Origin of the sequence: Pseudomonas sp. CYM-20-01 (assembly GCF_023169845.1) — a bacterium.
GTDB lineage: Bacteria > Pseudomonadota > Gammaproteobacteria > Pseudomonadales > Pseudomonadaceae > Aquipseudomonas > Aquipseudomonas azotoformans.
Genome location: NZ_AP025169.1, coordinates 2207655 through 2230202, shown reverse-complemented (window position 1 = coordinate 2230202; position 22548 = coordinate 2207655). Strand labels below are relative to the sequence as shown.

Sequence of the window (22548 nt, the reverse complement as noted above, 5' to 3'; positions counted from 1 at the left end):
GGCTTCCTGTGGGTCGTGAGTAAGGTTTCAAGCGCGCGCCAAGGCCAGCCGAGGGGTGGCGGTGGCGTGGCGGGTCTGGTCGGAAAACATCAGGCTGGTGTCGACGTCGGCACCGTACAAATCGTTGAGGAACTGGCTGCTCATCGCACTGCCCTGCCCGTCGAAATGAATGCGCCCGCCTTTGAGGGCCACGGCACGCGGGCAATAACGCATGGCGTAATCGACTTGATGCAAGGTCACCACCACGGTCTTGCCGTCGCGGCGGTTGATGTCGGCGAGGATCTCCATGACCTTGCGCGCCGACTCCGGGTCGAGGGAGGCGATGGGTTCGTCGGCGAGGATTACCTCGGCGCGCTGGGTCAATGCCCGGGCAATCGCCACGCGCTGCTGCTGGCCGCCGGACAAGGTCGAGGCACGTTGCGCCGCCAGATCGGCCAGGCCGACGCGAGCCAGGGACTCGAGGGCAAACGCTTTTTCTTCGGCATTGAACAAGCCGAGGCTGCCACGCCAGCGCGGCATGCGGCCCAGGCAACCGAGCAGCACGTTGTCGAGCACGCTCAGACGATTGACCAGGTTGAACTGCTGGAAGATATAGCCAATGTCCGCGCGCAACCGCCGCACCTTGCCATTCAAGCGCCCACTGGCCTGCACTTCCCGGCCCAACACCTTGACGCTGCCGCCGTTGCTTTTGTCGCAACAGGCCAGGCCCGCCAGGTGCCGCAACAAGGTGGACTTGCCGGAACCGGAAGCGCCAATCAGCGCGACCATCTCACCCGGGGCAATGGTGAGTTCGAGGTCGACCAAGGCGGATTTCTTCGCAAAGGTCTTGTTCAAGTGATCGACATGGATAGCGTGATTCATGGGCTTCTCTGTCTTGTTTGAACAGCCTGGGATGGCTGCGGTTGAGTTCAAACGACAGTAGGCGCGGGAGGTGTCAGCCCTATGACTTGCACATGACTGGAGGGGGTCGGTTGGATGAAGGTTTTGTGAAAGGTTGCAAGTACATCTAAAAGCACATCCCTGCTAAGTGGTGAACGAGCTTTTTTGTGGCGAGCGGGCTTGTTGTGGCGAGCGGGCTTGCCCCGCGTTGGGCTGCGCAGCAGCCCCAGTAAGGCCACTGCGTTATGTCAGACAGAACCCGCCGCCAGCTTCCGGGGCCGCTTCGCAGCCCAACGCAGGGCAAGCCTGCTCGCCACAGGGGTTCGCCTCTATAGAATGACCCACTGCCATCGGGGGCAAGCCCCCTCCCACCTTTGATCTCCGGTGGTTGAGAGACCTGATTTGAAAGCGCAAAAAAAGGCGACCTGTAATAGGTCGCCTTTTTTCATTGCGCGTACTGCTTGCTCAACCCCGGTGGCACACCGTGCACGTCGGTGTCTTCCCAAGGTCCGTTCGGGCTGATCGAGCGGCTCCAACCGTTGCTCCAGCGGTAATACGTGCGCTGGCGATAGAAGGTGTCGGGCTGGTCGTCCAGTACATACACCTGCATCTTGCCGTCCCAGTGGCTGGCGGCGCCCGGAGGTGGCGCAAACGTCGGCGACTTGGTCGGCACTGGCTTCGGCGCTGGGGTCACCGGGCCGGACGGTTTGGTGCTCGGTTGGGTTGACGGGGACGGTGGAATGGTCGGGCCGGTGGGCGCGGGAGGTGGGCGGTGGACCGCACAAGCGCTCAGGCCCAATACCAGGCTGAGCAAGGTGATGCGTGCAAATGCGGTCATGGGCGTTTCCTCGATTTACTGGTCCGGACTGTCGATGGTCAGCTGCTGCAAGGCAGTGGTGGTGCTGGCCAGGGGTTGGCTGCGGCCGATCCACTCGCCAGTGGTCGGCTGACCGGCCCGGGATATGCGCGCAACCAGTTGGACTTCGGGGAAGTTGGACAGTTTCAATTGCGGCATCATCGCGTCGGCATCGCCCAGTTCGACGGTGACCGGCAGTTCGGCGACGGTCACGCGCTTGGCCGCCAAGGGTGCCGGCGGGCCACTGACGGCGCGGGCGAAGATGAACACGCTGTCGCTTGGCAAGGCTTTGGCCTTCACCTCGGCGGACAGGTCCACCCGAACTTTCATCACGGCCTTCTGCGCAACCGTGCCGCCGCTTTCCTTGAGCTTTTCGGCAGCGCGGTCGATGCCACCTTGCAGGGCGGCACGGGAGTTATCGTCCGGTGGCAGTTGGGCCAGCAATCGATTCCAGTAGTCGATCGCCTCTTGATAACGCTGACCTTCAAAGGCGGCGATACCCAGCAGGCCCAGGCTGGTAACTTCCTTCGGATCAAGCTTCAGCGCCTCATCGGTGAGGGCCTGAACCTTGGGCGACCACTGTTTGTTGTCGGCAAAATACTGCGCCTGGGCCCACTGGCCAAGCAGTTCCGGCTGGCGACCAGCAAGGGCCACGGTGCGTTCGAACACCTTGGCCGCATCGGCGGAACGGTCCTGGGCCATATAGGCACGGCCGAGGAAATACAGGCCCTCGGCAGAGTCCGGCTGGGCAGCTGCGGCGCGTTCCAGGCGCTGGGTCATGTCTTCCATGGACACCGGCGGCTGGGCGAATTCGCGGGTCAGTTCAACCTTGTCGCTGGCCCCGTAATGCAGGTACAGGGCAACGCCGAGGACCGGCACCAGAAACGCCGCCAACAACGGCAGCGGCTTGCCCAGGCGCGATTCACGGGGCTTTTCCACGCCCTCGGTATCGGCGAGCAATTCGCGGGCAGCTTCGGCGCGGCCGGTGTCGAGTTGCGCGGGATTCAGTACGCCTTCGTCCTGCTGCACTTGCAGTTCGGCAACGCGTTCCTGGTACAGCGCCACGTTCAGCGCGGTGCGATCCTCTTCGCGCTGGGCACGGCGGCCGCGCAGTACCGGGATCAGCAGGAAACTCAGGGCAATCAGAAGCAGCAGGCCGGCTGCGAGCCAGAAATCAATCATCAGTCTTGGTGTCCAGCAATTGGTCGAGGCGTTTACGCTCATCCAGGGACAGCGCGTCGGAACCATCGGTTGGCGCGGCGCGGCGGCGGCGCACGATCACGGCCATTACCACAACGCCGGCCAGCAACAGTCCGGCAGGGCCGAACCAGAGCAGCGCGGTCTTGCCGGTGAGCGCCGGTTTGTAGCGCACGAAATCTCCGTAGCGGTCGACCATGAAGTCGATGATCTGCTGGTTGTCCTTGCCCTCCCCCAGCATGCGGAAGATTTCCTTGCGCAGGTCGGCGGCGATCGGTGCGTTGGAGTCGGCGATATCCTGGTTCTGGCACTTGGGGCAGCGCAGTTCCTTGGTCAGGTCGCGGAAACGCTCGCGCTCGGCGTCGTTGGCAAATTCGTAGGTGTCGATGGCGGCGTGGGCCACGCTTGCCAAGCCCAACGCTAAAACGGCAGCGGCTAACAGACGCTTCATGGCTTGGCCTCATCGACCAGGGCCTGGTACTTGGCGGCGAGCTGCTCGCGCCAGACCACTTCGTCGATCACGCCGACGTACTTGTCGCGGATTACGCCCTTGGCATCGATGAAGAAGGTTTCCGGGGCGCCGTACACGCCCAGGTTCAAACCGAGGTTGCCGTCTTCATCGCGGATATCCAGCTGGTACGGGTTGTGGAATTCCGCCAGCCATTTCAACGCGGCTGCGTTGTCGTCCTTGTAGTTGATGCCATAGATCACCACGCCCTTCTCGGCCAGCTTGTTGAGCACCGGGTGTTCAACGCGGCAGGAGATGCACCAGGTGCCCCACACGTTGACCAGCGCCGGTTTGCCGAGCAGGTCGGCCTGGGTCAGGGTCTTGTCGCCCTGCACGGTCGGCAGGCTGAATGCCGGAAACGGTTTGCCGATCATCGCCGAAGGCAACTCGGCCGGGTCCAGGTACAGCCCGCGATACAGAAACACCGCCACCACCAGGAACATCGCCAGCGGTACCACCATCAACCAACGCTTCATGCCGCCGCTCCTTGCAGGCCGAGGGCTTCACGCACCCGGCTTTTCACTTTGACCCGATAACGCCGGTCCAGCGCGGCGAGCAAACCACCAAAGCCCGTGAGCAAGCCGCCGAACCAGATCCAGCGCACAAACGGCTTCACATGCACCCGCACGGCCCAGGCGCCGTCGCCCAGCGGCTCACCCAATGCGACGTAGAGGTCACGGGTGAAACCGGCGTCGATCCCGGCTTCGGTCATCATCGAGCTCTGCACGGTGTACAGGCGTTTTTCCGGGTGCAGCACCGCCACTTCCTTACCGTTGCGCACGACGCGCACGGTGCCTTTGTCGGAGGTGAAGTTCGGCCCTTCGAAGTGCTTGGCGCCTTCGAAGATGAAGTGATAACCGGCCAGGTCCATGGACTCGCCCGGCGCCAGGCGCAGGTCGCGTTCGGCGCTGTTCTGGCTGGACAACACCACACCGAGGGCGCATACGGCGATGCCGATGTGGGCGACCTGCATGCCCCAGTAGCTGCGGGTCAACGTCGGCAGGCCTTTGATCAGGCCTTTGTGGCGGGTTTTGTCGAAGATATCGCGCACGCCGGCCAGCAACACCCAGGCGGCGAGCAGGAAAGTGGCGAGCACCGCCCAGTTGAAGTCGCCGTAGGCAAACCCGGCGATGACCGCCAGGGCCACGCTGCCGAGCAGTACCGGCATCAGCATGCCGGCCAGCCATTTGACTGGGGTGTCTTTCCAGCGCACCAGCACGCCGACCGCCATCACCACCATCAACAGGCCCATCAATGGGATAAACAACGCGTTGAAGTACGGCGGGCCCACGGACAGCTTGGCGCCGCTCAACGCATCCAGCACCAGCGGATACAAGGTGCCGAGCAGGATCATCGACGCGGCCACCACCAGCACCAGGTTATTGCCCAGCAGCAGGGTTTCCCGCGACCACAGGTTAAAGCCGACCTGGCTCTTGACCACCGGGGCGCGCAGGGCGAACAGGGTCAGGGAGCCACCGACCACAAACAGCAGGAAGATCAGGATAAACACGCCGCGCTCCGGGTCGGACGCAAACGCATGCACCGACGTCAGCACACCCGAACGCACGAGGAAGGTGCCGAGCAGGCTGAGGGAAAATGCCGCGATGGCCAGCAGCACGGTCCAGCTCTTGAACACGCCACGCTTCTCGGTGACAGCCAGTGAGTGAATCAGCGCAGTACCGACCAGCCAGGGCATGAAGGAGGCGTTTTCCACCGGGTCCCAGAACCACCAGCCGCCCCAGCCGAGTTCGTAATAGGCCCACCAGGAGCCCAGCGTGATACCAATGCCGAGGAACGCCCAGGCGACGATGGTCCACGGCCGCGACCAGCGCGCCCAGGCCGCATCAAGGCGCCCGCCGAGCAAGGCGGCGATGGCGAAGGCGAAGGCCACCGAGAAGCCCACGTAGCCCATGTAGAGCATCGGCGGGTGCACGATCAGGCCGATGTCTTGCAGCAACGGGTTGAGGTCATGCCCGTCCGCCGGAATCTGCGGCAGGATGCGGCTGAACGGGTTGGAGGTCATGATCAGGAACAGCAGGAAGCCGATGCTGATCATGCCCATCACCGCCAGCACCCGCGCCAGCATCACTTGCGGCAATTGGCGCGAGAACACCGACACGGCGAAGGTCCAGCCGCCGAGAATCAGCGCCCACAGCAGCAACGAACCTTCGTGGGCGCCCCACACGGCGCTGAACTTGAAGTACCAGGGCAAGGCGCTGTTGGAGTTATTGGCCACATAGGCGACGGAAAAATCGTCGGTCATGAAGGCGTAGGTCAGGCAGCCAAAGGCGAACAGCAGGAAAGCAAACTGGCCCCACGCAGCCGGCTGCGCCAGGCTCATCCACAAACGGTCGCCACGCCAGGCACCGAGCAACGGCACCACGGCCTGGACGATGGCAAAGCACAGGGCGAGGATCATCGCCAACTGGCCCAACTCCGGAATAAACAGTGCGGACGTCATGGCTTAGCCCTCCTTGGCAGGCGTTGGCGCGGATTGGCCGCTGTCTTTCAGAGCCTTGGTGACCTCCGGCGGCATGTATTTTTCATCGTGCTTGGCCAGCACTTCATCGGCGACCACCACGCCGTCGGCGTTGAGCTTGCCCAGGGCGACGATGCCCTGGCCTTCGCGGAACAGGTCCGGGAGGATGCCACGGTAGGTGATGGTCACGGCTTTGTTGAAGTCGGTGACCACGAAGGTGACGTCGAGGGAGTCACCGGAGCGCTTCAGCGAGCCCTTTTCGACCATGCCGCCGGCGCGGATACGCGTATCGACAGGCGCTTCGCCATTGGCGATCTGAGTCGGGGTGTAGAACAGGTTGATGTTCTGTTGCAAGGCGCTCAAGGCCAGGCCCACGGCAATGCCGACGCCCACCAGGATGGCAAGGATGATCAACAGACGCTTTCTACGCAGCGGATTCACTTTTCGGTCTCCCGGCGCAGACGACGCGCCTCTTGTTGCAGGTAACGCTTGCGGGCCAGGATCGGCGCGGCGACGTTGAGGGCCAGCACCGCCAGGCAGATGCCATAGGCGGTCCAGACGTACAGGCCGTGATGGCCCATGGCGAGAAACTCGCTGAAAGAAGCAAAACTCATCCACGCACTCCCAGGCTGCTTTGCACTTCGGCCTTGACCCAACTTGTGCGGGCTTCACGCTTGAGCACTTCAAGGCGCATGCGCAGCAGCAGCACGGCGCCGAAGAAGCAGTAGAACCCCAGCACCATCAGCAGCAGTGGCGCCCACATCTCCACGGGCATCGCCGGCTTTTCGGTGAGGGTGAAGGTGGCGCCCTGGTGCAGGGTGTTCCACCACTCCACCGAGTATTTGATGATCGGGATGTTGATCACGCCGACAATCGCCAGCACCGCGCAGGCCTTGGCGGCGCTGTCACGATTGCTGATCGCGTTGCCCAGAGCAATCAGACCGAAGTACAGGAACAGCAGGATCAACATGGACGTTAGTCGCGCATCCCACACCCACCACGAGCCCCAGGTGGGCTTGCCCCAGATCGCGCCGGTGACCAGCGCCACGGCGGTCATCCAGGCGCCGATGGGCGCGGCGCATTGCAGGGCCACGTCGGCGAGCTTCATCTTCCACACCAGGCCGACAACGCCGCAGACCGCCAGCATCACGTAGCAGGACTGGGCCAGCATGGCGGCGGGAACGTGGATATAGATGATGCGGAAGCTGTTGCCTTGCTGGTAGTCCGGCGGCGCGAAGGCCAGGCCCCAGACCAGGCCGATGCCGATCAGCAACACGGCGGCGACGCTCAACCACGGCAACAGCTTGCCGCTGATGCCATAGAACCATTTGGGCGAGCCGAGCTTGTGAAACCAGGTCCAGTTCATTGCTGTTTCCATCACGGTTGCTTTTCGTCGTTGCGAAAAGCTTAGGGTCTTTACTGACTAAGACATAACACTTAGTCAGACCTCATTATTCGCCGACGCTGATCTTCAGGCCGGCCGCTATAGCAAAGGGTGTCAGGGTGACCGCCAGGGCGGTCAGGCTACCCAGCCACAACAGGTAACCGGTCGCTGGCATGCCCATGAGCGCGGCTTGCAAGGCACCGCTGCCCAGGATCAATACCGGGATGTACAAAGGCAGAATCAACAGGGCCAGCAACAGGCCGCCCCGCTTCAAACCCACGGTCAACGCCGCGCCTACTGCGCCCAACAGGCTGAGCACCGGCGTACCGAGCAACAGGCTCAGCAGCAGGATCGGCAGGCATTCGGTGGGCAACCCGAGCATCATCGCCAGCAGCGGCGAGAGCAAGACTAGCGCGAGGCCGGAAAAAGCCCAGTGTGCCAGTACCTTGGCCAGTACCAGAAGTGGCAGGGGGTGCGACGAAAGGACCCACTGTTCCAGGGAGCCGTCTTCGAAATCACCGCGAAACAGCCCGTCCAGCGAGAGCAGGACCGATAAAAGCGCGGCCACCCACACCAGCCCTGGGGACAAGGTTTGCAACAGTTTAGTCTCGGGGCCAACCGCCAACGGGAACAGCGCGATAACAATCGCAAAGAACACCAGCGGGTTGGCCAGTTCGGCCGGACGACGGCACAGCAGCCGCGCTTCGCGGGCGACCAACAAGGCGAAGACGCTCATGCCGACCACCGGCCAAGGTCCAGCTCGCGGTAGCCTGAGGGCATGCGCGCCAAGGTGTGGTGGGTGGTGAGCACCACCAGGCCGCCCTGTTCACAGTGCCGGGCCAGGTGCTCTTCCAACTGGGCAACGCCTTGTTTATCAAGGGCGGTGAAGGGTTCGTCGAGGATCCACAGCGGTGGGCCCGGCAGGTACAAACGCGCCAGGGCCACGCGGCGCTGTTGGCCAGCGGACAAGGTGTGGCAGGGAACGTCTTCGAAACCCTTGAGGCCGACAGCGGCCAGGGCCTGCCAGATGGCCTCGCGGGAAGCGGGATGATGCAGGGCGCTGAGCCAGCTGAGGTTTTCTTCAGCGGTGAGCACGTCTTTGATACCGGCGGCGTGGCCGATCCACACCAGGTTGCGGGCAAGTTCGCTGCGTTGTTGGTTGAGGGGCTTGCCGTTGAGTCTAACCTCACCGGCGGTCGGCTGCATCAGCCCGGCCAACAGGCGCAGCAAACTGGTCTTGCCACTGCCGTTGGGGCCGCTGACTTGCACCATGTCACCGCCCGCCAGCCGCAGTTCGAGGTGCTCGAACAGCAGGCGCAGGTCGCGTTCACAGGCAAGCGCTACGGCTTCAAGAAGAGGGCTGGTCAAAAGATCGCGGGCCTTTACGGTTCAAGTCGGCGGTGCAGCGGCCGTTAAAGAGAAATGCACAATAACGGCTTTGGCGACCGATTTTAGAGAGCTGGATCAAATAGTTGTGAGGTTTTTACCGCTCTCTTTGCAGACGGGCGGCATTATACATGTGATGCCCTACTCTAAAGAGGGCAATTTCCCCAGAGACGACGCGCGCGATGACCGGTGAGATCAACCTTCCTACGCTTGCACCCGCCCCGGCAGCCGGGCCGGGCCCTGCGCCCGCAGCCGGTGAGTTGCTGAAACTGCTGGAGCCGCAGATCGGCCTGATCGACCCCGGGAAAACCGCAAACGCCGAAGTCATCGCCCTGAAACAAGGCGGCGAGGCCTTCCAGTTGCTGCTCAAGTTGACCCTGGAAGGCGGCCGCCAGACCCTGGTGCAGGCCAGCAGCCCGCAGCCGCTGCCGCTGGGCAGCAATGTGGCGGTGAGCCAGACGCCTGCGGGTAACCTGACCCTAAGCCTGCAGCAGGCCTTGAGCGCCAATGTCGCCGCCCTCACTCGCATTGACACCAACCAGATACCGGTGGGCACGCTGTTGCAGGCCAAGGTGCTGACTACCCAGATGCTGCCCCAGGGCACCGCGCAGCCGGCGATCTACCGCTCGCTGGTCACTGTGCTCAACAACGCCCTGGCGGGCGCGACCCTGACCGTGGAAAGCCCTCAGCCCCTGCGCGTCGGCAGCCTGCTCAGCGCCGTGGTGCAAAACGCGCAGACCCTGAGCTTTGTGCCGTTGAGCGGGCTCAAGGATCAACTGGCGGTCAGCCAGCAACTGTCGACCCAGCAAAGTCGCCAGGGCTCGTTGGATGCTGTCTTCACCGCCCTGCAGAACCTGCCTCGCGGCGACAGCACCTCCGCCGATCTGCGCGCCGCCGCCGAGCGCCTGTTGGCTGCTTTGCCGGACCTGGCGCAAGTCAGCAACCCCAAGGTACTGGCGCAAGTCATCCAGAACAGCGGCGCCTTTCTTGAAGCCAAGCTGCTCGCCGGGCAGAACCCGCAAATCCCGCCGCTGGACATGAAAGGCGCGTTGCTGCGCCTGGTCGCGGACTTGCTGCCCGCCCTGCCCGCCAGCACCAACATGACCGCGATCCTCGCCGCCAACACCCTGGCCCAGGTGCTGCCCAACTTCGTGCGCAGCCCACTGAACACACTTGGCCAGGTCAGCGCCCGGCAACTACCCGCCGGCTTCCCACTGCCCGAACGGCTGATGGCGAAACTGGAAGGTGAAGGCGACCTGGAAAACCTGCTGCGCCTGGCCGCCGGCGCAATTTCACGGCTGCAAAGCCATCAGCTGTCGAGCCTGGAACAGACCGGCACCACCGCCGACGGCCGCTTGCAAACCACCTGGCAGCTGGAAATCCCCATGCGCACCTTGCAAGACATAGTGCCGTTGCAGGTCAAGTTCCAGCGCGAGGAACCGGCGCCGGACAAGGACCAGCCCGAACGCAAGGACAAGAAGGACGCCAAGCAGATGCTCTGGCGCGTCGAGCTGGCCTTCGACATGGAGCCGCTGGGGCCATTGCAGGTCCAGGCGCAACTGAGCCAGGGCAAACTGTCCAGCCAGCTGTGGGCCTCGCGGCCCTTCACCGCCAGCCTGATCGAAAGCCACTTGGGCAACCTGCGCGAACGCCTGGTGACCTCGGGCATCAACGTCGGCGACCTCGATTGCCACCTCGGCACCCCGCCGCGCGGGCCAAAAACCGGGCTGGAACAACGCTGGGTGGATGAAACCGCATGAAGAACCCGATACCGCCGCGCCAGGCGATTGCCCTCAAGTACGACGGCCAGCAGGCCCCCACCCTGACGGCCAAGGGCGACGACGCCCTGGCCGAAGCGATCCTCAAGCTGGCGCGGGAACACGAAGTACCGATCTACGAAAACGCCGAGCTGGTCAAGCTGCTGGCGCGGATGGAACTGGGCGACAGTATTCCCGAGGAGCTGTACCGCACGATTGCCGAGATCATTGCGTTTGCGTGGACGCTGAAGGGCAAGTTCCCGGTGGGGTATGACCCGAATGCGGGGCCGGTGGAGCGCGACATCACCGAGCGCGGCGACGATTACTGAGGCATATGAAGAATCATATGTGGGAGGGGGCTTGCCCCCGATAGCAGAGTGTCAGTCACACTTAAGTTGACTGATACACCGCCATCGGGGGCAAGCCCCCTCCCACATTTGGATTGGGTCAGTTCAGGACTTCACTGAGCGGGATGAAGTTGACCCGATCGCCGATCGCCAGCGTCGTGCCTTCCAACACCTCCACAAACCCCTCCGCCCACGCCGCACTGCGCAGCACGCCGGAGCTCTGGTTGCGGTAGATGATCGCCTTGCCCTGCTCGATGCGCCCACGCAGGTATTCACGGCGGTTACCCGGTTTTGGCCAGGTGAATCCCACCGGCACCTCGAAACGCAGTGGCTCCACCTCTTGCACACCTTGGCGGCGCAGCAGATAAGGGCGCGCCAATAGTGCGAACGTCACCAGCGTCGACGCCGGGTTGCCTGGCAAGCCGATCACCGGCACGCCACGGAAGTGCCCGAAGGTCAGCGGCTTGCCCGGTTTGATCGCCAGTTTCCACAGGGCCAGCTCGCCCTCTTCACGCAGGGCGATGCCAAGGAAATCCGCCTCGCCCACCGACACACCGCCGGTCGACAGGATCAGGTCGACGCTGCCCAGGTCGCCCAGGCGCGTGCGGGTTTGCTCCAGGTCGTCGGGCAGGATGCCGGCATCGATCACTTCACAACCCAGGCGCGCAAGCCACGAGCACAGCACGCGCCGATTGCTGTTGTAGATCTGGCCCGGCCCCAGTGGCAAACCCGGCTCGATCAGTTCATCACCGGTGGACAGCACCGCCACACGTGGGCGGCGCACCACCTCCAGGCAGTCGCGCCCCAGGGAGGCGGCAAGCCCGAGTTCGATCGGGCCCAGGCGCGTGCCGGCCGACAAAACCAACTCGCCAGCCGTGGTTTCCTGGCCCTGTGGGCGGATGTTCTGGTCGAGGTGCAGCGGCTCGGTGAAGCTCACGCGCTCATCGGCGTGGACCACGGCGTTTTCCTGCATTTCCACGCAGTCGGCGCCTTCAGGCACCGGTGCTCCGGTGAAAATGCGCGCGCAGGTGCCGGCAGCCAACGGCTGTGGCGCCTGGCCTGCGAAGATGCGCTGGCTGACCACCATAGGTTCGCCGATCCAGTCCGACAGACGCACGGCGTAGCCGTCCATGGCGCTGTTCGGCCAGGGCGGCAGGTCGAGGGTGGAGACCAGGTCCTGGGCCAATACCCGCCCGTCGCAGTCCGCCAGGGGCAAGGTTTGCTGCTCACGGATCGGTGCGGCTTCGGCCATGGCCAGCAGTTGCGCCAACGCGTCTTCCACCGGCATCAGGGCGCCGGTCTTGCCGGGCTTACCCACGGGATTCACAAGGCTCGGCCTGTTTCAGGTGCGGGACGAAGTTGCACGGGCGGTGACGGTTGTCCAGTTGCTCGGCGAGGATGCCGTCCCAACCGGTACGCACCGCATTGGTGGAACCCGGCAGGCAGCACACCAGGGTGCCATTGGCCAGGCCGGCCAGGGCGCGGGACTGCACGGTAGAGGTGCCGATGTCCGCCACGGAGATCTGGCGGAACAGTTCGCCAAAACCATCGACCTGCTTGTCCAGCAGGCAGCTCACGGCTTCGGGGGTGCTGTCACGGCAGGTAAAGCCGGTGCCGCCGGTGATCAGCACCACTTGCACCACGTCTTCGGCGATCCAGTGGGCGACCTGGGCGCGGATCTTGTAGAGGTCGTCCTTGAGCAGCACGCGCTCGGCCAGGTTGTGGCCAGCAGCGGTGAGGCGGTCGACGAAGACCTGGCCGGAGGTATCAGTGTCGAGGGTGCGGGTGTCGCTGACAGTCAATACAGCGATGTTCAGGGGTACGAAGGGCGCATCTGCCTTGGCTTTCATGGCACGGTCCGGTTGTCGAAGGAACAGCCCGATGTTATATCACAGGCCCCCCTTTTGCTGCCGCTGCGGAACCGTCATGCCTATCGATTCATCGCCCCTGCCCTGTTCGGTCTTGCTGCTGTCCGGTGGGCGTGGCCAGCGCATGGGCGGCCAGGACAAAGGCCTGCTGGAATGGCACGGCCAGCCCCTGATCGCCCATTTGCAGCGCCTGGTGCGGCCGCTGACGGATGACTTGATCATCTCGTGCAACCGCAACCCGCAACACTACGCCGCGTATGCCGACCAATTGGTCAACGACGACAGCCCGGACTTTCCCGGCCCACTCGCCGGTATCCGCGCAGGACTCGCCGCCGCGCGCCACGCGCACCTGCTGATACTGCCGTGCGATGTGCCGCATATCGACGCAGGGTTGCTCGCTGACCTGTGTGAGACTGCACGGCGCAACCCGCTGCTGCCGGTAATGGTGCGCCATGGTGAGTTCTGGGAGCCGCTGATCTGCATCCTCCCCTCCGCCCTGCGGGACGCGGTGGAGCGCGCCTGGCACGCCGGTGAGCGCAGCCCGCGCAAGCTCTTCCTGCAACTGGGCGGCATGGGCCTTGAGTGCCCGGCGGATGACCCGCGCCTGGCCAACCTTAATACGCCGGAGCTGTTACAGACGCGCTCGGGCGTGTCAGAATGAACCTCGCATCAGGAACTTTGTCGATGCCCTGCGCGTCACAAGGTCAGCTATTTAAAAGAATTCTCTCGGAGACAAACTCATGACTCAACGGACCATCGCCGCTCTCATGCTTGCACTGGGCCTCGCCACCCTCGCCGGTTGCGCCTCGCCGACAGTGATCACCCTGAATGACGGTCGCGAAATCCAGGCCGTCGACACCCCGAAATACAATGAAGATTCGGGTTTCTACGAATTCGAACAACTTGACGGCAAGCGCACCCGCATCAATAAGGATCAGGTTCGCACCGTCAAAGACCTGTAGTGAGCGGGCTTGCCCCGCGCTGGGTGGCGAAGCCGCCCTGAACGGGACACCACGCAGTATCAGAAAGCCCCAGCTATCCGGTTAATCCAAGGCCCGCCTCGCGCGGGCCTTGTCGTTTCTGGCGGTTACCAGTCGAGGGTGATCCGGCTGCGGAAACTGCGTTCTTCGCCCGTAACCGGGTCGATAAACCGCACCCCCTGGGCCAGCAGTTTCAGCGGGTTGGCGTAGTCGTCTACCGCGTCCTTGATCACGTCAGGGTAGAACGGGTCGTTACAAATACTCGCGCCGAGGGCACTCATGTGCACACGCAACTGGTGCTTCTTGCCGGTGACGGGAAACAGGCCATAGCGCCATAGATCGCCGTTCTTTTCGCGCACTTCCACCGCCGTTTCGGTGTTACTCGCGCCAGGCCCTTCCTGCATGCGAAAGAACGGCTCGCCATCGACCAGGCGGCTTTTATGCACCAGGGGGAACGTCAAGTTCGGCAGGGCCGGAGCGATGGCTTCGTAGAACTTGTCGATCTGGCGGGTGGGAAACAATTGCTGATATGCCGAGCGGCTGGCCGGGTGGGCCGAGAACAACACCAGCCCCGCCGTGTGCCGGTCGATGCGATGCAAGGGCACCAGCGACGGGTTGTCCAGGCGGCGAATCAAGCGGCGCAGCAGGGTTTGCTCGACGTATTCACCGGCGGGGGTCACGGGCAGGAAGTGCGGTTTGTCAGCGACCACCAGGTGCTCATCGGCGTACAGGATGGTTTCCTGCACCGGGATGACTTTCTCGTTCGGCACTTCGCGGAAGTAATAGATGCACAGGCCTTCCTTGTAGGCCAGGTCCAGGCTGATGGGGCTGCCGTCGATGTCCAGCACCCGGCCACGGGCGATGCGGTCGAGCCACTGTTCGCGGCCGATCGCCGGGAAGTGCTCGCACAGGCAATCGAGCACCGTCGCCCAAGGACCGGGCGGCAAATACAGGGTGCTGGCTTGGTGCTCGGAGGCGATAAAAACGGAAGTCGACATGAAATGCTCAAAGCCTGGGAAAACCGGCGGGCATTATCCCGCATCGGGCGGGATTGAGCCTAGGGCGGATTCAGGCCTTGGCCAACTCCGCCCGCAGGATCGGCGAGGCACTCGCGGCCTCGGTGAATTCCTTGAGCCAGCGCAACACGTCCACGGCTTCCCAGCGGCCTGGATCGTACAACGCGTACAACAAGCCCTGGTAACCCACCACATCCAGCTGCTTGTGGTAACCGGCGCGCTGGAACAGCGCCTCGATCTCGGCAAAGCAGGTATTGAAATGCACCTTGTTAAAAGGCGTCTTGCCTTCCGTGACCAGGCCATCGAGGCGCAGCTCGTTCACCGCGTCGCGCACGACGTCGGCAGACATGCGATTGACGCTGCTTTTCAGTTGTTCAACATTCACCACGGGCGTTCCCTCTATTCAATCGCTGTACAAACATACAGTAACGTAATATTTGGAAACCTGCCATCGCATAAACTCAACGAAGGAAGGCCACGACCTGTTGTGAGTCAAATGGCCAATCCAGTTCCGCCCCCGTGTCCACCCGGCGGAGTACCGGAATCCGCAGGCCGTAGGCTTCGGTCAGGTCGTCGGGGTCGGCGATATCCACCAGCTCCACCAGCAACCCGTGTTCGACGAGCGGCATGATTTCGGCTTCAGCAATTTCACATAGATGGCAACCCAGGGTGCCGAACAACTGGCATTCAGGAAGCATGACGAATGGACCTGATCAGAAAGTAGGCCAACATTCTAAGCCTGACGAAAACCTGTGGCGAGAAACCAGCCCCTGAAAACCCTGACCCAGGTCACCATGGCCTATAACTGTTTCAGCGATTCTCGCGGCTTTTTGCCTGCCCCCTTGCAATGGAGATGCGTGTGTTTGCCAACCTGCTGATCATTCTGGCCTCATCCCTGGTGGTGATTGCGCTGTTTCGCCGGCTGCAACTGCCGCCCGTGCTGGGCTACCTGTGCGTCGGCCTGGCCGTGGGGCCTACCGCGCTGGACTGGGTGAATGACAGCGAGGAGCTGCCCGACCTCGCCGAACTGGGCGTGGTGTTCCTGCTGTTCTCCCTGGGCCTGGAATTTTCCCTGACCAAGATGCTCGCCCTGCGCCGCGTGGTGTTCGGCCTGGGCAGTCTGCAGGTGTTGGGCTGCGGGGCACTGCTGGGCATCTTGTTGATGATCCTGGGGGTGGCGCCGGGTATCGCGTTGTTACTGGGCGCAGGGCTGGCGCTGTCATCCACGGCCATCGTCAGCAAGGAGTTGACCAGCCTCGGTGAAATCTTCAGCAGCCATGGCCAGAACGCGATTGGCGTGTTGCTGTTCCAGGACGTGGTGGCGGTGCTGTTGCTGACCCTGGTGCCGGTGTTTGCCGGCACCGGCGAACAAGCCTGGTACTGGGCGCTGCCACTGACCCTGGGCAAGACCGTGGTGTTGTTTGTCGGCCTGCTGCTTGCCAGTCGCTGGCTGCTGCCGCGCTTGTTTCATGAGGTGGCCGCCTCGCACTCGGCCGAGCTGTTTGTACTGCTGGCGCTGGTGATTGTGTTGCTGACCGCCTGGCTCACGCACCTGCTGGGGCTCTCCCCTGCCCTCGGCGCGTTCCTGGCCGGCATGCTGTTGGGAGAAAGCCACTACCGCCATCAGATCGAGGCAGATATCCGTCCGTTTCGCGACATCCTGCTGGGGCTGTTTTTCGTCAGTATCGGCATGCTCATCGACCTGCAACTGTTCGTCAGCCACAGCCTGTTGATCCTCGCCCTGACCCTCACCCTGATGCTGGTCAAGGGCTGTGTGGTCGCCGCGCTGGTCAAGCTGCGCGGCAGCGACAGCGAAACCGCCTGGCGCAGCGGCCTGGCACTGGCCCAGGGCGGCGAGTTCTGCTTTGCGTTGATGGCACAGATGCAGCAGAGCCGACTGATCCCGGATGAATTCAACGGCTTGCTGCTCGCCGCCACCTTCTGCTCGATGCTGCTGACACCCCTGCTGCTGCGTGCCGCGCCGGGCATTGCCCTGCGCCTGCACCGCAAGCCCAACCAGCAAGTGCAACTGGAAGCCATCACCGCGCTCAACGCCGAGCTGCACGGCCACGCGGTGATCTGCGGCTATGGTCGCGTCGGCCAATCCATCGGACGCTTTCTGCGCAAGGAACAACAGGCATTCATCGCTCTGGATGACGACCCGGAACGGGTACAGGAAGCCGCCACCGAAGACAGCAGCGTGCACTACGGTGATTGCCGGCGTGGCGCATTGCTCAGTGCGGTCGGCCTGGAGCGCGCACGGTTGGTGGTGATTGCCGTAGACAACACCGATGTCGCGCTGGTGGTGTTGAAGGAAGCACGCCGGATCAACACCGAAGTGCCGATCCTGGTACGCACCCGCGACGACAGCCAACTGGCTGAGCTGAAGGCCGCAGGCGCCAGCGAAGTGGTGCCCGAACTATTGGAGTCAAGCCTGATGCTTGCCTCCCACGCCCTGATTCTATTGGGCCTGCCGGACCAACAGGTGCAGGCGCGGGTCGATGAAGTACGACAGAACCGCTACCGCCTGCTGCACGGTTTTTATCGCCAGGCAGACGAGCCGATCAATCCTGACTGACCGCGCCGATCTTATGGATCGACAGATCCGCGCCGTAATACTCCTCTTCCTGGCTCAGGCGCAGCCCATGCACGCGCTTGATCACGCCGTACACCAGCAGGCCGCCGGCCAACGCGACCAACACGCCAAGGGCGGTGCCGATCAACTGGCTGACCAGGCTGACACCGCCCAGTCCACCCAGCGCCGTCTGGCCGAAGATGCCGCAGGCAATGCCGCCCCACACGCCGCACAGGCCATGCAACGGCCACACGCCCAACACGTCGTCGATCTTCCAGCGATCCTGGGCGGCGATAAAGAACCACACAAACAAACCACCGGCGACGGCCCCTGTGACCAGTGCGCCCACCGGGTGCATCAAGTCGGAACCCGCACAAATGGCCACCAGCCCGGCCAGCGGGCCGTTATGCAGGAAACCCGGATCGTTGCGGCCAATGATCAAGGCTGCGACGGTGCCGCCAACCATGGCCATCAGCGAGTTGACCGCCACCAGGCCACTGACGCCATTCAACGTTTGCGCACTCATCACGTTGAAGCCAAACCAACCGACAATCAGGATCCACGACCCCAATGCCAGGAACGGAATGCTCGACGGCGCGAACGCCACCAGGCGCCCTTCGCGGTAGCGCCCGTTGCGCGGGCCAAGCAGCAACACCGCCGCCAGCGCCAGCCAGCCGCCCATGGCGTGGACCACCACGGAGCCGGCGAAATCATGGAAGCTGGCGCCGAACGTCGCGAGCAACCAGGCCTGCAGGCCGAAATTGCCGTTCCACACCATGCCCTCGAAAAACGGGTAGATAAACGCCACGATCAACGCGGTCGCGCAGAGCTGCGGCGCAAACCGTGCCCGCTCGGCAATCCCCCCGGAAATGATCGCCGGGATCGCCGCCGCAAAGGTCAGCAGGAAGAAGAACTTCACCAGGCCGTAGCCATGGTCGGCGCTGATCACCGCCGCCGGTTGCATGAAGCTCACCCCGTAGGAGATCCAATAGCCTATAAAGAAATAGGCCAGTGTGGAGATGGCGAAGTCGCTGAGGATCTTCGACAAGGCGTTGACCTGGTTCTTCTGGCGCACCGTGCCGACTTCGAGGAACGCGAAGCCGGCGTGCATGGCCAGGACCATGACCGCGCCGATCAGGATAAACAGGGTATTGGAGCTGTGGATCAGGGTGTCCACCGCGCTTTGCATATTGTCCATGGAGGTTGGCAGGCCTGTAGTAAAGGCAAAAAGCACCAAAGCGGTTCAAACCTGGGTTGCGCGCACTAAATTGGCACCGCCGGCCCCACCCCTCTTCAGAGGGCGTGAACCGATTTAGCGCAGCGATCAACGCATCAGGTCGTTGCCGACAGGGTTTTTCCGCGAGTTTCAGTTATTTAGGGTAAGGTTTTTCAAGGCTTCCTGCCCGACCGCCCGGATTCAGCGCAGGCACCAAGGCCTGCGCACCAAGTCAAAGCAAAAGCTGTACCACACAATTGCACTGAACCTTCACCGACGCCGGTGACTCGAAACCACTACGTACAAAACAGCCCATCACGGAGATACCCATGGCCAGAAGAACTGCAAAGACTGCGCAAGAAATACTGATGGCGGATTTTCAAACCCTGGTCAGCGACACCGAAAAGTTGCTGGATGACACCAAGGTGCTGGCAGGTGACCAGGCCGATGAGCTGCGCAGCAAGATTCACGAAAGCCTGCTCAAGGCCCGAGAAACCCTGCAACTGACCGAAGACTCGCTGCGCGAACGCGGCCAGGCGGCCGTCACCGCGACTGAAGATTACGTGCAGGCCAACCCTTGGCAGTCGGTGGGCATTGCCGCCGGCGTGGGCTTTCTGATCGGCCTGCTGGCCACAAGGCGCTAAATCATGTCTATCGGCGAAACTGGCTCGTCCACGGGCACTACCTCAAGGCGTCTGGGCGCGGCCGTGCTGGGCTTGCTGCACAGCCACGTCGAATTGTTTGGCATCGAATTGCAGGAACAGAAGGCCCGCACCGTCAGCCTGCTGCTGTTTGCCGGCCTGGCATTGGTGTTTGCATTGCTGTTGCTGGTGGGGCTGTCGACGCTGGTGATGATCCTGGTGTGGGACACCGGCTACCGCCTGACCGGCATCATCTGCCTCTGCGTGTTCTACAGCCTGGCCGCAGCCTTTTGCGGGGTGCGCTTGAAAGCGGCGGTGTTCGATGAATCCACGCCGTTCCATGCCACCCTCGAAGAACTGGCCAATGATCGGGAGCGCTTGCTGCCATGAGCCTGACTGAAATGCCAAAAAACACGTCACGGCGGGAAATGCGCAAGGCGTTGATCCGCCTGCGCATGGAAATGCACCGTCAGGAAATCCGCCACGAGTCCCAGCAATTGATGCTGCCGTTGAACAAGGTGCGCAACCTGGGCAGTCACTGGCAAGACAGCCTGGGCATCAAGCACGCGCCGCTGTGGGGCGTGGCTGCGGTGACGCTGATGGGCTTTTTTACCGGCAAAGGCGCCAAGGGCGGCGGTATCAGCAGCCTGACACGCCTGGTGCGTCTCGGTGCCGGCTTGATCCCGCTGATCAAATTGGCCATGCAGGGCACTTCGCGCAAAAGTTGAGCCTGGCTGGCTGCATTCTTGCTAACAGAATCGGCCCGACCCTCGTTTTCGAGGGCCGGGCCTTTTTTTCAGCCACCTCGCTTAAGGAGGCCCCGTGATCGACGGGCAACCGCTCGCCTGCTTCCAGCCGTTTATCGATACCGCCACCGGCCGCATCGCCGGCGTCGAGGCCCTCGGCCGACTGCGCCAGGCCGACGGGCGCCTGCAATCGGTGGGGCCGCTGTTCGCCGACCCGCGCACCCCGGGCGTGACCTTGCGCCGTCTCGACCGGCAGATTCGCGACAATGCCCTGAGCCGCCTGCATGAAGCGCCCGCCGACTGGTTCCTGAGCCTGAACATCTCACCGCGCTGGATCAACCGCCTGCGTCCGGGCCAAGCCCTGCCGAGCCTGAAACAGATTCATAGCCATGGTGTCGACCCGCAGCGGATCGTGTTCGAGATCACCGAACTGGGTGGCGACATCCAACGCCTGGCCGACGTGGTCGCGCGTTACCGCGAGGCCGGTGCGCGTATCGCCATCGATGACTTCGGCGCCGGCTATTCCCAACTCGACCGGGTGCTGGCATTGCAACCGGACATTCTCAAGCTGGACATGCGCCTGTTCCAGGAAGCCGCCCGCGGTGGGCCCAGCAGCGAAGTGGTGCGGGCGCTGGCACAGATGGCCGAGAAAACCGGCTGCTGGATCATTGCCGAAGGCGTGGAAACCGAAGCACAGTTGAGCTTCGCCCTGGAGTGCGGCTCGCGGTATGTGCAGGGCTATCTGTTTGCCCAGGCACAGTTGGACTGGTTTGCCGCCGACGCCTTCGTGCCACGTTTTGCCCAGTTGCGCACGGCCTACGTCCAGCAAAAACTGGCGGAACGCGGGCGCATCATGCAATTGCGCCAGCAATTGGCCGAGCTGATGAAAATCCTGCAAACCTGGGCTCAGGCACAAGCGCCGCTGAGCCAGTTGCCCCAACTGCCGGCTTTCCCCTGGCTGCTGCGCTTCTACCAATGCGACCGACACGGCACTCAGCTGACGCCCAACTTCGAATGGCGCCAGGACGCCTGGCAGGCCGACAGCCTTTATCTGGGCCACAACTGGTCGTGGCGCCCGTACTTCTATCACCTGTTGGCCGAAGGGTGGGACGAGCGCCGTCTGACCCTCTCCTCGACCTACCGCGACGCGACCACCAACCAGTATTGCCTCACCGCCGGACAATTCTTTGATAATGGTCAGCGTTTGCTGTTAATCGATATCGACGCGGCCGGGCTGTAGATTTTCGCTTGCCCAGCCCGCGCTGAACCGGGAAGCTGGGAGGGTCATTCACCGCACGGAGAGTACCCGCCTTGGATTGGCCCACCCTGCTGACTCGCGAACGTCTAGGTAAACCGCTGCACAGCCCGGAAGAACTGGGCCGTAGCCCGTTCCACAAAGACCATGACCGTATTATCTTCTCCGGCGCATTTCGCCGCCTGGGCCGCAAGACCCAAGTGCACCCGGTCTCCAGCAACGACCACATCCACACGCGCCTGACCCATTCCCTGGAAGTCAGCTGCGTGGGCCGCTCCCTCGGCATGCGCGTCGGCGAAACCCTGCGCAGCGCCCTGCCCGACTGGTGCGACCCGAGCGACCTGGGCATGGTGGTGCAATCGGCCTGCCTGGCCCATGACATCGGCAACCCGCCGTTCGGGCACTCCGGCGAAGACGCCATCCGCCATTGGTTCCAGCAGGCCGCAGGACGCGGTTGGCTGGATGACATGAGCAGCGCCGAGCGGAATGACTTCCTCAATTTCGAAGGCAACGCCCAAGGCTTCCGCGTGCTCACCCAGCTTGAATATCACCAGTTCGACGGCGGCACGCGGTTGACCTACGCCACCCTGGGCACTTACCTGAAATACCCTTGGACCGCCCGCCACGCCGACTCCCTGGGCTACAAGAAACACAAGTTCGGCTGTTACCAGAGTGAATTGCCGATCCTCGAGCAGATCGCCCACAAGCTCGGCCTGCCGCAACTCGAAGAACAGCGCTGGGCCCGTCATCCGCTGGTGTACCTGATGGAGGCAGCCGATGACATCTGCTATGCCTTGATCGACCTGGAAGACGGCCTGGAAATGGAGTTGCTGGAATACACCGAGGTCGAGTCGTTGCTGCTCGACCTGGTAGGCGATGACCTGCCGCAGACCTATCGTCAACTCGGTGCGCAGGACTCGCGGCGGCGCAAGTTGGCGATCCTGCGCGGCAAGGCTATCGAACACCTGACCAACGCGGCCGCGCGGGCCTTTGTCGAACAACAGGATGCCTTGCTCGCCGGCACCCTGCCCGGCGACCTGGTGGAGCACATGCACGGCCCGGCCAAGCGTTGCGTGCTGGACGCCAAGGACATGGCACGCAAGAAGATCTTCCAGGACAAGCGCAAGACATTGCATGAAATCGGCGCCTACACCACCTTGGAAATTCTGCTGAACGCCTTTTGCGGTGCAGCCCTGGAGCAGCATGGCGGGCGTACGCCGTCGTTCAAGAATCGGCGCATTCTCGACCTGCTGGGTAACAACGCGCCGAACCCCCATTGGCCTTTGCACGCCTCGTTCCTGCGCATGATCGACTTCATCGCCGGCATGACCGACAGCTATGCCACCGAAATGGCCCGGGAAATGACCGGGCGCTCCAGCCCCCAATGACGAGCACGATCAAGCCGCCTGTTGCCCGAAAGGAATCGACCTACGAAGGGAACAGAGCGGCCTGATCGAA

General features: G+C 63.0%; 27 protein-coding genes. 10 read left to right on the top strand and 17 right to left on the bottom strand.

What is annotated here, in order from left to right; all coding sequences use genetic code 11:
• Window positions 1-27 precede the first annotated feature (27 nt).
• From phnC to ccmA, 11 genes are all read right to left on the bottom strand, one after another.
• Complete coding sequence (phnC, locus tag M2497_RS10105; RefSeq protein ID WP_248487210.1) at window positions 28-861, bottom strand: phosphonate ABC transporter ATP-binding protein; 834 nt, start codon at window positions 859-861, stop codon at window positions 28-30.
• Between the two features lie 463 nt (window positions 862-1324).
• The gene (locus M2497_RS10100) at window positions 1325-1717 is read right to left on the bottom strand and encodes a hypothetical protein (RefSeq protein WP_248487209.1); all 393 of its coding nucleotides are present in this window, start codon (window positions 1715-1717) and stop codon (window positions 1325-1327) included.
• 15 nt (window positions 1718-1732) lie between these two features.
• Window positions 1733-2917, bottom strand: a complete 1185-nt coding sequence (gene ccmI, locus M2497_RS10095; protein ID WP_248487208.1) for a c-type cytochrome biogenesis protein CcmI — start codon at window positions 2915-2917, stop codon at window positions 1733-1735.
• Window positions 2910-3383 (bottom strand): cytochrome c-type biogenesis protein, encoded by a 474-nt coding sequence (locus M2497_RS10090; RefSeq protein WP_248487207.1) that lies wholly within the window; start codon window positions 3381-3383, stop codon window positions 2910-2912. Before M2497_RS10090 ends, ccmI begins: the two co-directional genes overlap by 8 nt.
• The gene (locus tag M2497_RS10085) at window positions 3380-3916 is read right to left on the bottom strand and encodes a DsbE family thiol:disulfide interchange protein (protein WP_016978490.1); all 537 of its coding nucleotides are present in this window, start codon (window positions 3914-3916) and stop codon (window positions 3380-3382) included. Before M2497_RS10085 ends, M2497_RS10090 begins: the two co-directional genes overlap by 4 nt.
• Entirely contained in the window at window positions 3913-5901 is a 1989-nt protein-coding gene (locus tag M2497_RS10080) for a heme lyase CcmF/NrfE family subunit (RefSeq protein ID WP_058427928.1), read from the bottom strand. The genes M2497_RS10085 and M2497_RS10080 overlap by 4 nt, the downstream gene beginning before the upstream one ends.
• Window positions 5902-5904: 3 nt before the next feature.
• Window positions 5905-6360, bottom strand: a complete 456-nt coding sequence (ccmE, locus tag M2497_RS10075) for a cytochrome c maturation protein CcmE (protein ID WP_042570794.1) — start codon at window positions 6358-6360, stop codon at window positions 5905-5907.
• Window positions 6357-6533: a heme exporter protein CcmD gene (gene ccmD / locus M2497_RS10070; RefSeq protein ID WP_061435869.1), complete on the bottom strand. Its 177-nt coding sequence runs from the start codon at window positions 6531-6533 to the stop codon at window positions 6357-6359. Before ccmD ends, ccmE begins: the two co-directional genes overlap by 4 nt.
• Window positions 6530-7285, bottom strand: a complete 756-nt coding sequence (locus M2497_RS10065) for a heme ABC transporter permease (RefSeq protein ID WP_248487206.1) — start codon at window positions 7283-7285, stop codon at window positions 6530-6532. Before M2497_RS10065 ends, ccmD begins: the two co-directional genes overlap by 4 nt.
• Before the next feature lie 85 nt (window positions 7286-7370).
• Window positions 7371-8039, bottom strand: coding sequence for a heme exporter protein CcmB (ccmB, locus tag M2497_RS10060; RefSeq protein WP_248487205.1), 669 nt, complete (start codon window positions 8037-8039; stop codon window positions 7371-7373).
• Complete coding sequence (ccmA, locus tag M2497_RS10055) at window positions 8036-8671, bottom strand: cytochrome c biogenesis heme-transporting ATPase CcmA (protein WP_248487203.1); 636 nt, start codon at window positions 8669-8671, stop codon at window positions 8036-8038. Before ccmA ends, ccmB begins: the two co-directional genes overlap by 4 nt.
• A 200-nt stretch (window positions 8672-8871) precedes the next feature.
• Here ccmA and M2497_RS10050 point away from each other — a divergent pair, with 200 nt between their 5' ends.
• Window positions 8872-10449, top strand: coding sequence for a flagellar hook-length control protein FliK (locus tag M2497_RS10050; protein ID WP_248487201.1), 1578 nt, complete (start codon window positions 8872-8874; stop codon window positions 10447-10449).
• On the top strand, window positions 10446-10775 hold the full coding sequence (locus tag M2497_RS10045) for an EscU/YscU/HrcU family type III secretion system export apparatus switch protein (protein WP_248487199.1): 330 nt from the start codon (window positions 10446-10448) through the stop codon (window positions 10773-10775). Before M2497_RS10050 ends, M2497_RS10045 begins: the two co-directional genes overlap by 4 nt.
• A gap of 118 nt (window positions 10776-10893) precedes the next feature.
• Here M2497_RS10045 and glp read toward each other — a convergent pair whose 3' ends face one another.
• Window positions 10894-12120 (bottom strand): gephyrin-like molybdotransferase Glp, encoded by a 1227-nt coding sequence (gene glp, locus M2497_RS10040; protein WP_248487197.1) that lies wholly within the window; start codon window positions 12118-12120, stop codon window positions 10894-10896.
• Window positions 12104-12643 (bottom strand): molybdenum cofactor biosynthesis protein B, encoded by a 540-nt coding sequence (moaB, locus tag M2497_RS10035; protein ID WP_248487195.1) that lies wholly within the window; start codon window positions 12641-12643, stop codon window positions 12104-12106. Before moaB ends, glp begins: the two co-directional genes overlap by 17 nt.
• Before the next feature lie 76 nt (window positions 12644-12719).
• Between moaB and mobA the strand changes: the two genes are divergently transcribed.
• Both mobA and M2497_RS10025 read left to right on the top strand, forming a co-directional pair.
• Window positions 12720-13322, top strand: a complete 603-nt coding sequence (gene mobA / locus M2497_RS10030) for a molybdenum cofactor guanylyltransferase MobA (RefSeq protein ID WP_248487193.1) — start codon at window positions 12720-12722, stop codon at window positions 13320-13322.
• 79 nt (window positions 13323-13401) lie between these two features.
• The gene (locus tag M2497_RS10025; RefSeq protein WP_010211805.1) at window positions 13402-13623 is read left to right on the top strand and encodes a YgdI/YgdR family lipoprotein; all 222 of its coding nucleotides are present in this window, start codon (window positions 13402-13404) and stop codon (window positions 13621-13623) included.
• A gap of 125 nt (window positions 13624-13748) precedes the next feature.
• Here M2497_RS10025 and M2497_RS10020 read toward each other — a convergent pair whose 3' ends face one another.
• From M2497_RS10020 to M2497_RS10010, 3 genes are all read right to left on the bottom strand, one after another.
• On the bottom strand, window positions 13749-14639 hold the full coding sequence (locus tag M2497_RS10020; protein WP_248487192.1) for a pseudouridine synthase: 891 nt from the start codon (window positions 14637-14639) through the stop codon (window positions 13749-13751).
• A gap of 70 nt (window positions 14640-14709) precedes the next feature.
• Window positions 14710-15045, bottom strand: a complete 336-nt coding sequence (locus tag M2497_RS10015) for a hypothetical protein (protein WP_010565034.1) — start codon at window positions 15043-15045, stop codon at window positions 14710-14712.
• A gap of 73 nt (window positions 15046-15118) precedes the next feature.
• On the bottom strand, window positions 15119-15355 hold the full coding sequence (locus M2497_RS10010; protein WP_058427940.1) for a glutaredoxin family protein: 237 nt from the start codon (window positions 15353-15355) through the stop codon (window positions 15119-15121).
• A 155-nt stretch (window positions 15356-15510) separates the two neighbouring features.
• Here M2497_RS10010 and M2497_RS10005 point away from each other — a divergent pair, with 155 nt between their 5' ends.
• Complete coding sequence (locus tag M2497_RS10005; protein ID WP_248487191.1) at window positions 15511-17235, top strand: monovalent cation:proton antiporter-2 (CPA2) family protein; 1725 nt, start codon at window positions 15511-15513, stop codon at window positions 17233-17235.
• Here M2497_RS10005 and M2497_RS10000 read toward each other — a convergent pair.
• Window positions 17222-18430 (bottom strand): ammonium transporter, encoded by a 1209-nt coding sequence (locus M2497_RS10000; protein ID WP_248487190.1) that lies wholly within the window; start codon window positions 18428-18430, stop codon window positions 17222-17224. The genes M2497_RS10005 and M2497_RS10000 overlap by 14 nt on opposite strands.
• A gap of 347 nt (window positions 18431-18777) precedes the next feature.
• Between M2497_RS10000 and M2497_RS09995 the strand changes: the two genes are divergently transcribed.
• From M2497_RS09995 to M2497_RS09975, 5 genes are all read left to right on the top strand, one after another.
• A complete protein-coding gene (locus M2497_RS09995) occupies window positions 18778-19092 on the top strand; it encodes a YqjD family protein (protein WP_010211812.1) in 315 nt (104 codons plus the stop codon).
• Window positions 19093-19095: 3 nt separating this feature from the next.
• Entirely contained in the window at window positions 19096-19479 is a 384-nt protein-coding gene (locus M2497_RS09990; protein WP_012723020.1) for a phage holin family protein, read from the top strand.
• A complete protein-coding gene (locus M2497_RS09985; RefSeq protein ID WP_058427942.1) occupies window positions 19476-19817 on the top strand; it encodes a hypothetical protein in 342 nt (113 codons plus the stop codon). The genes M2497_RS09990 and M2497_RS09985 overlap by 4 nt, the downstream gene beginning before the upstream one ends.
• A 94-nt stretch (window positions 19818-19911) precedes the next feature.
• Window positions 19912-21075, top strand: coding sequence for an EAL domain-containing protein (locus tag M2497_RS09980; RefSeq protein ID WP_248487189.1), 1164 nt, complete (start codon window positions 19912-19914; stop codon window positions 21073-21075).
• 71 nt (window positions 21076-21146) lie between these two features.
• The gene (locus M2497_RS09975; RefSeq protein ID WP_248487188.1) at window positions 21147-22478 is read left to right on the top strand and encodes a deoxyguanosinetriphosphate triphosphohydrolase; all 1332 of its coding nucleotides are present in this window, start codon (window positions 21147-21149) and stop codon (window positions 22476-22478) included.
• Window positions 22479-22548 lie beyond the last annotated feature (70 nt).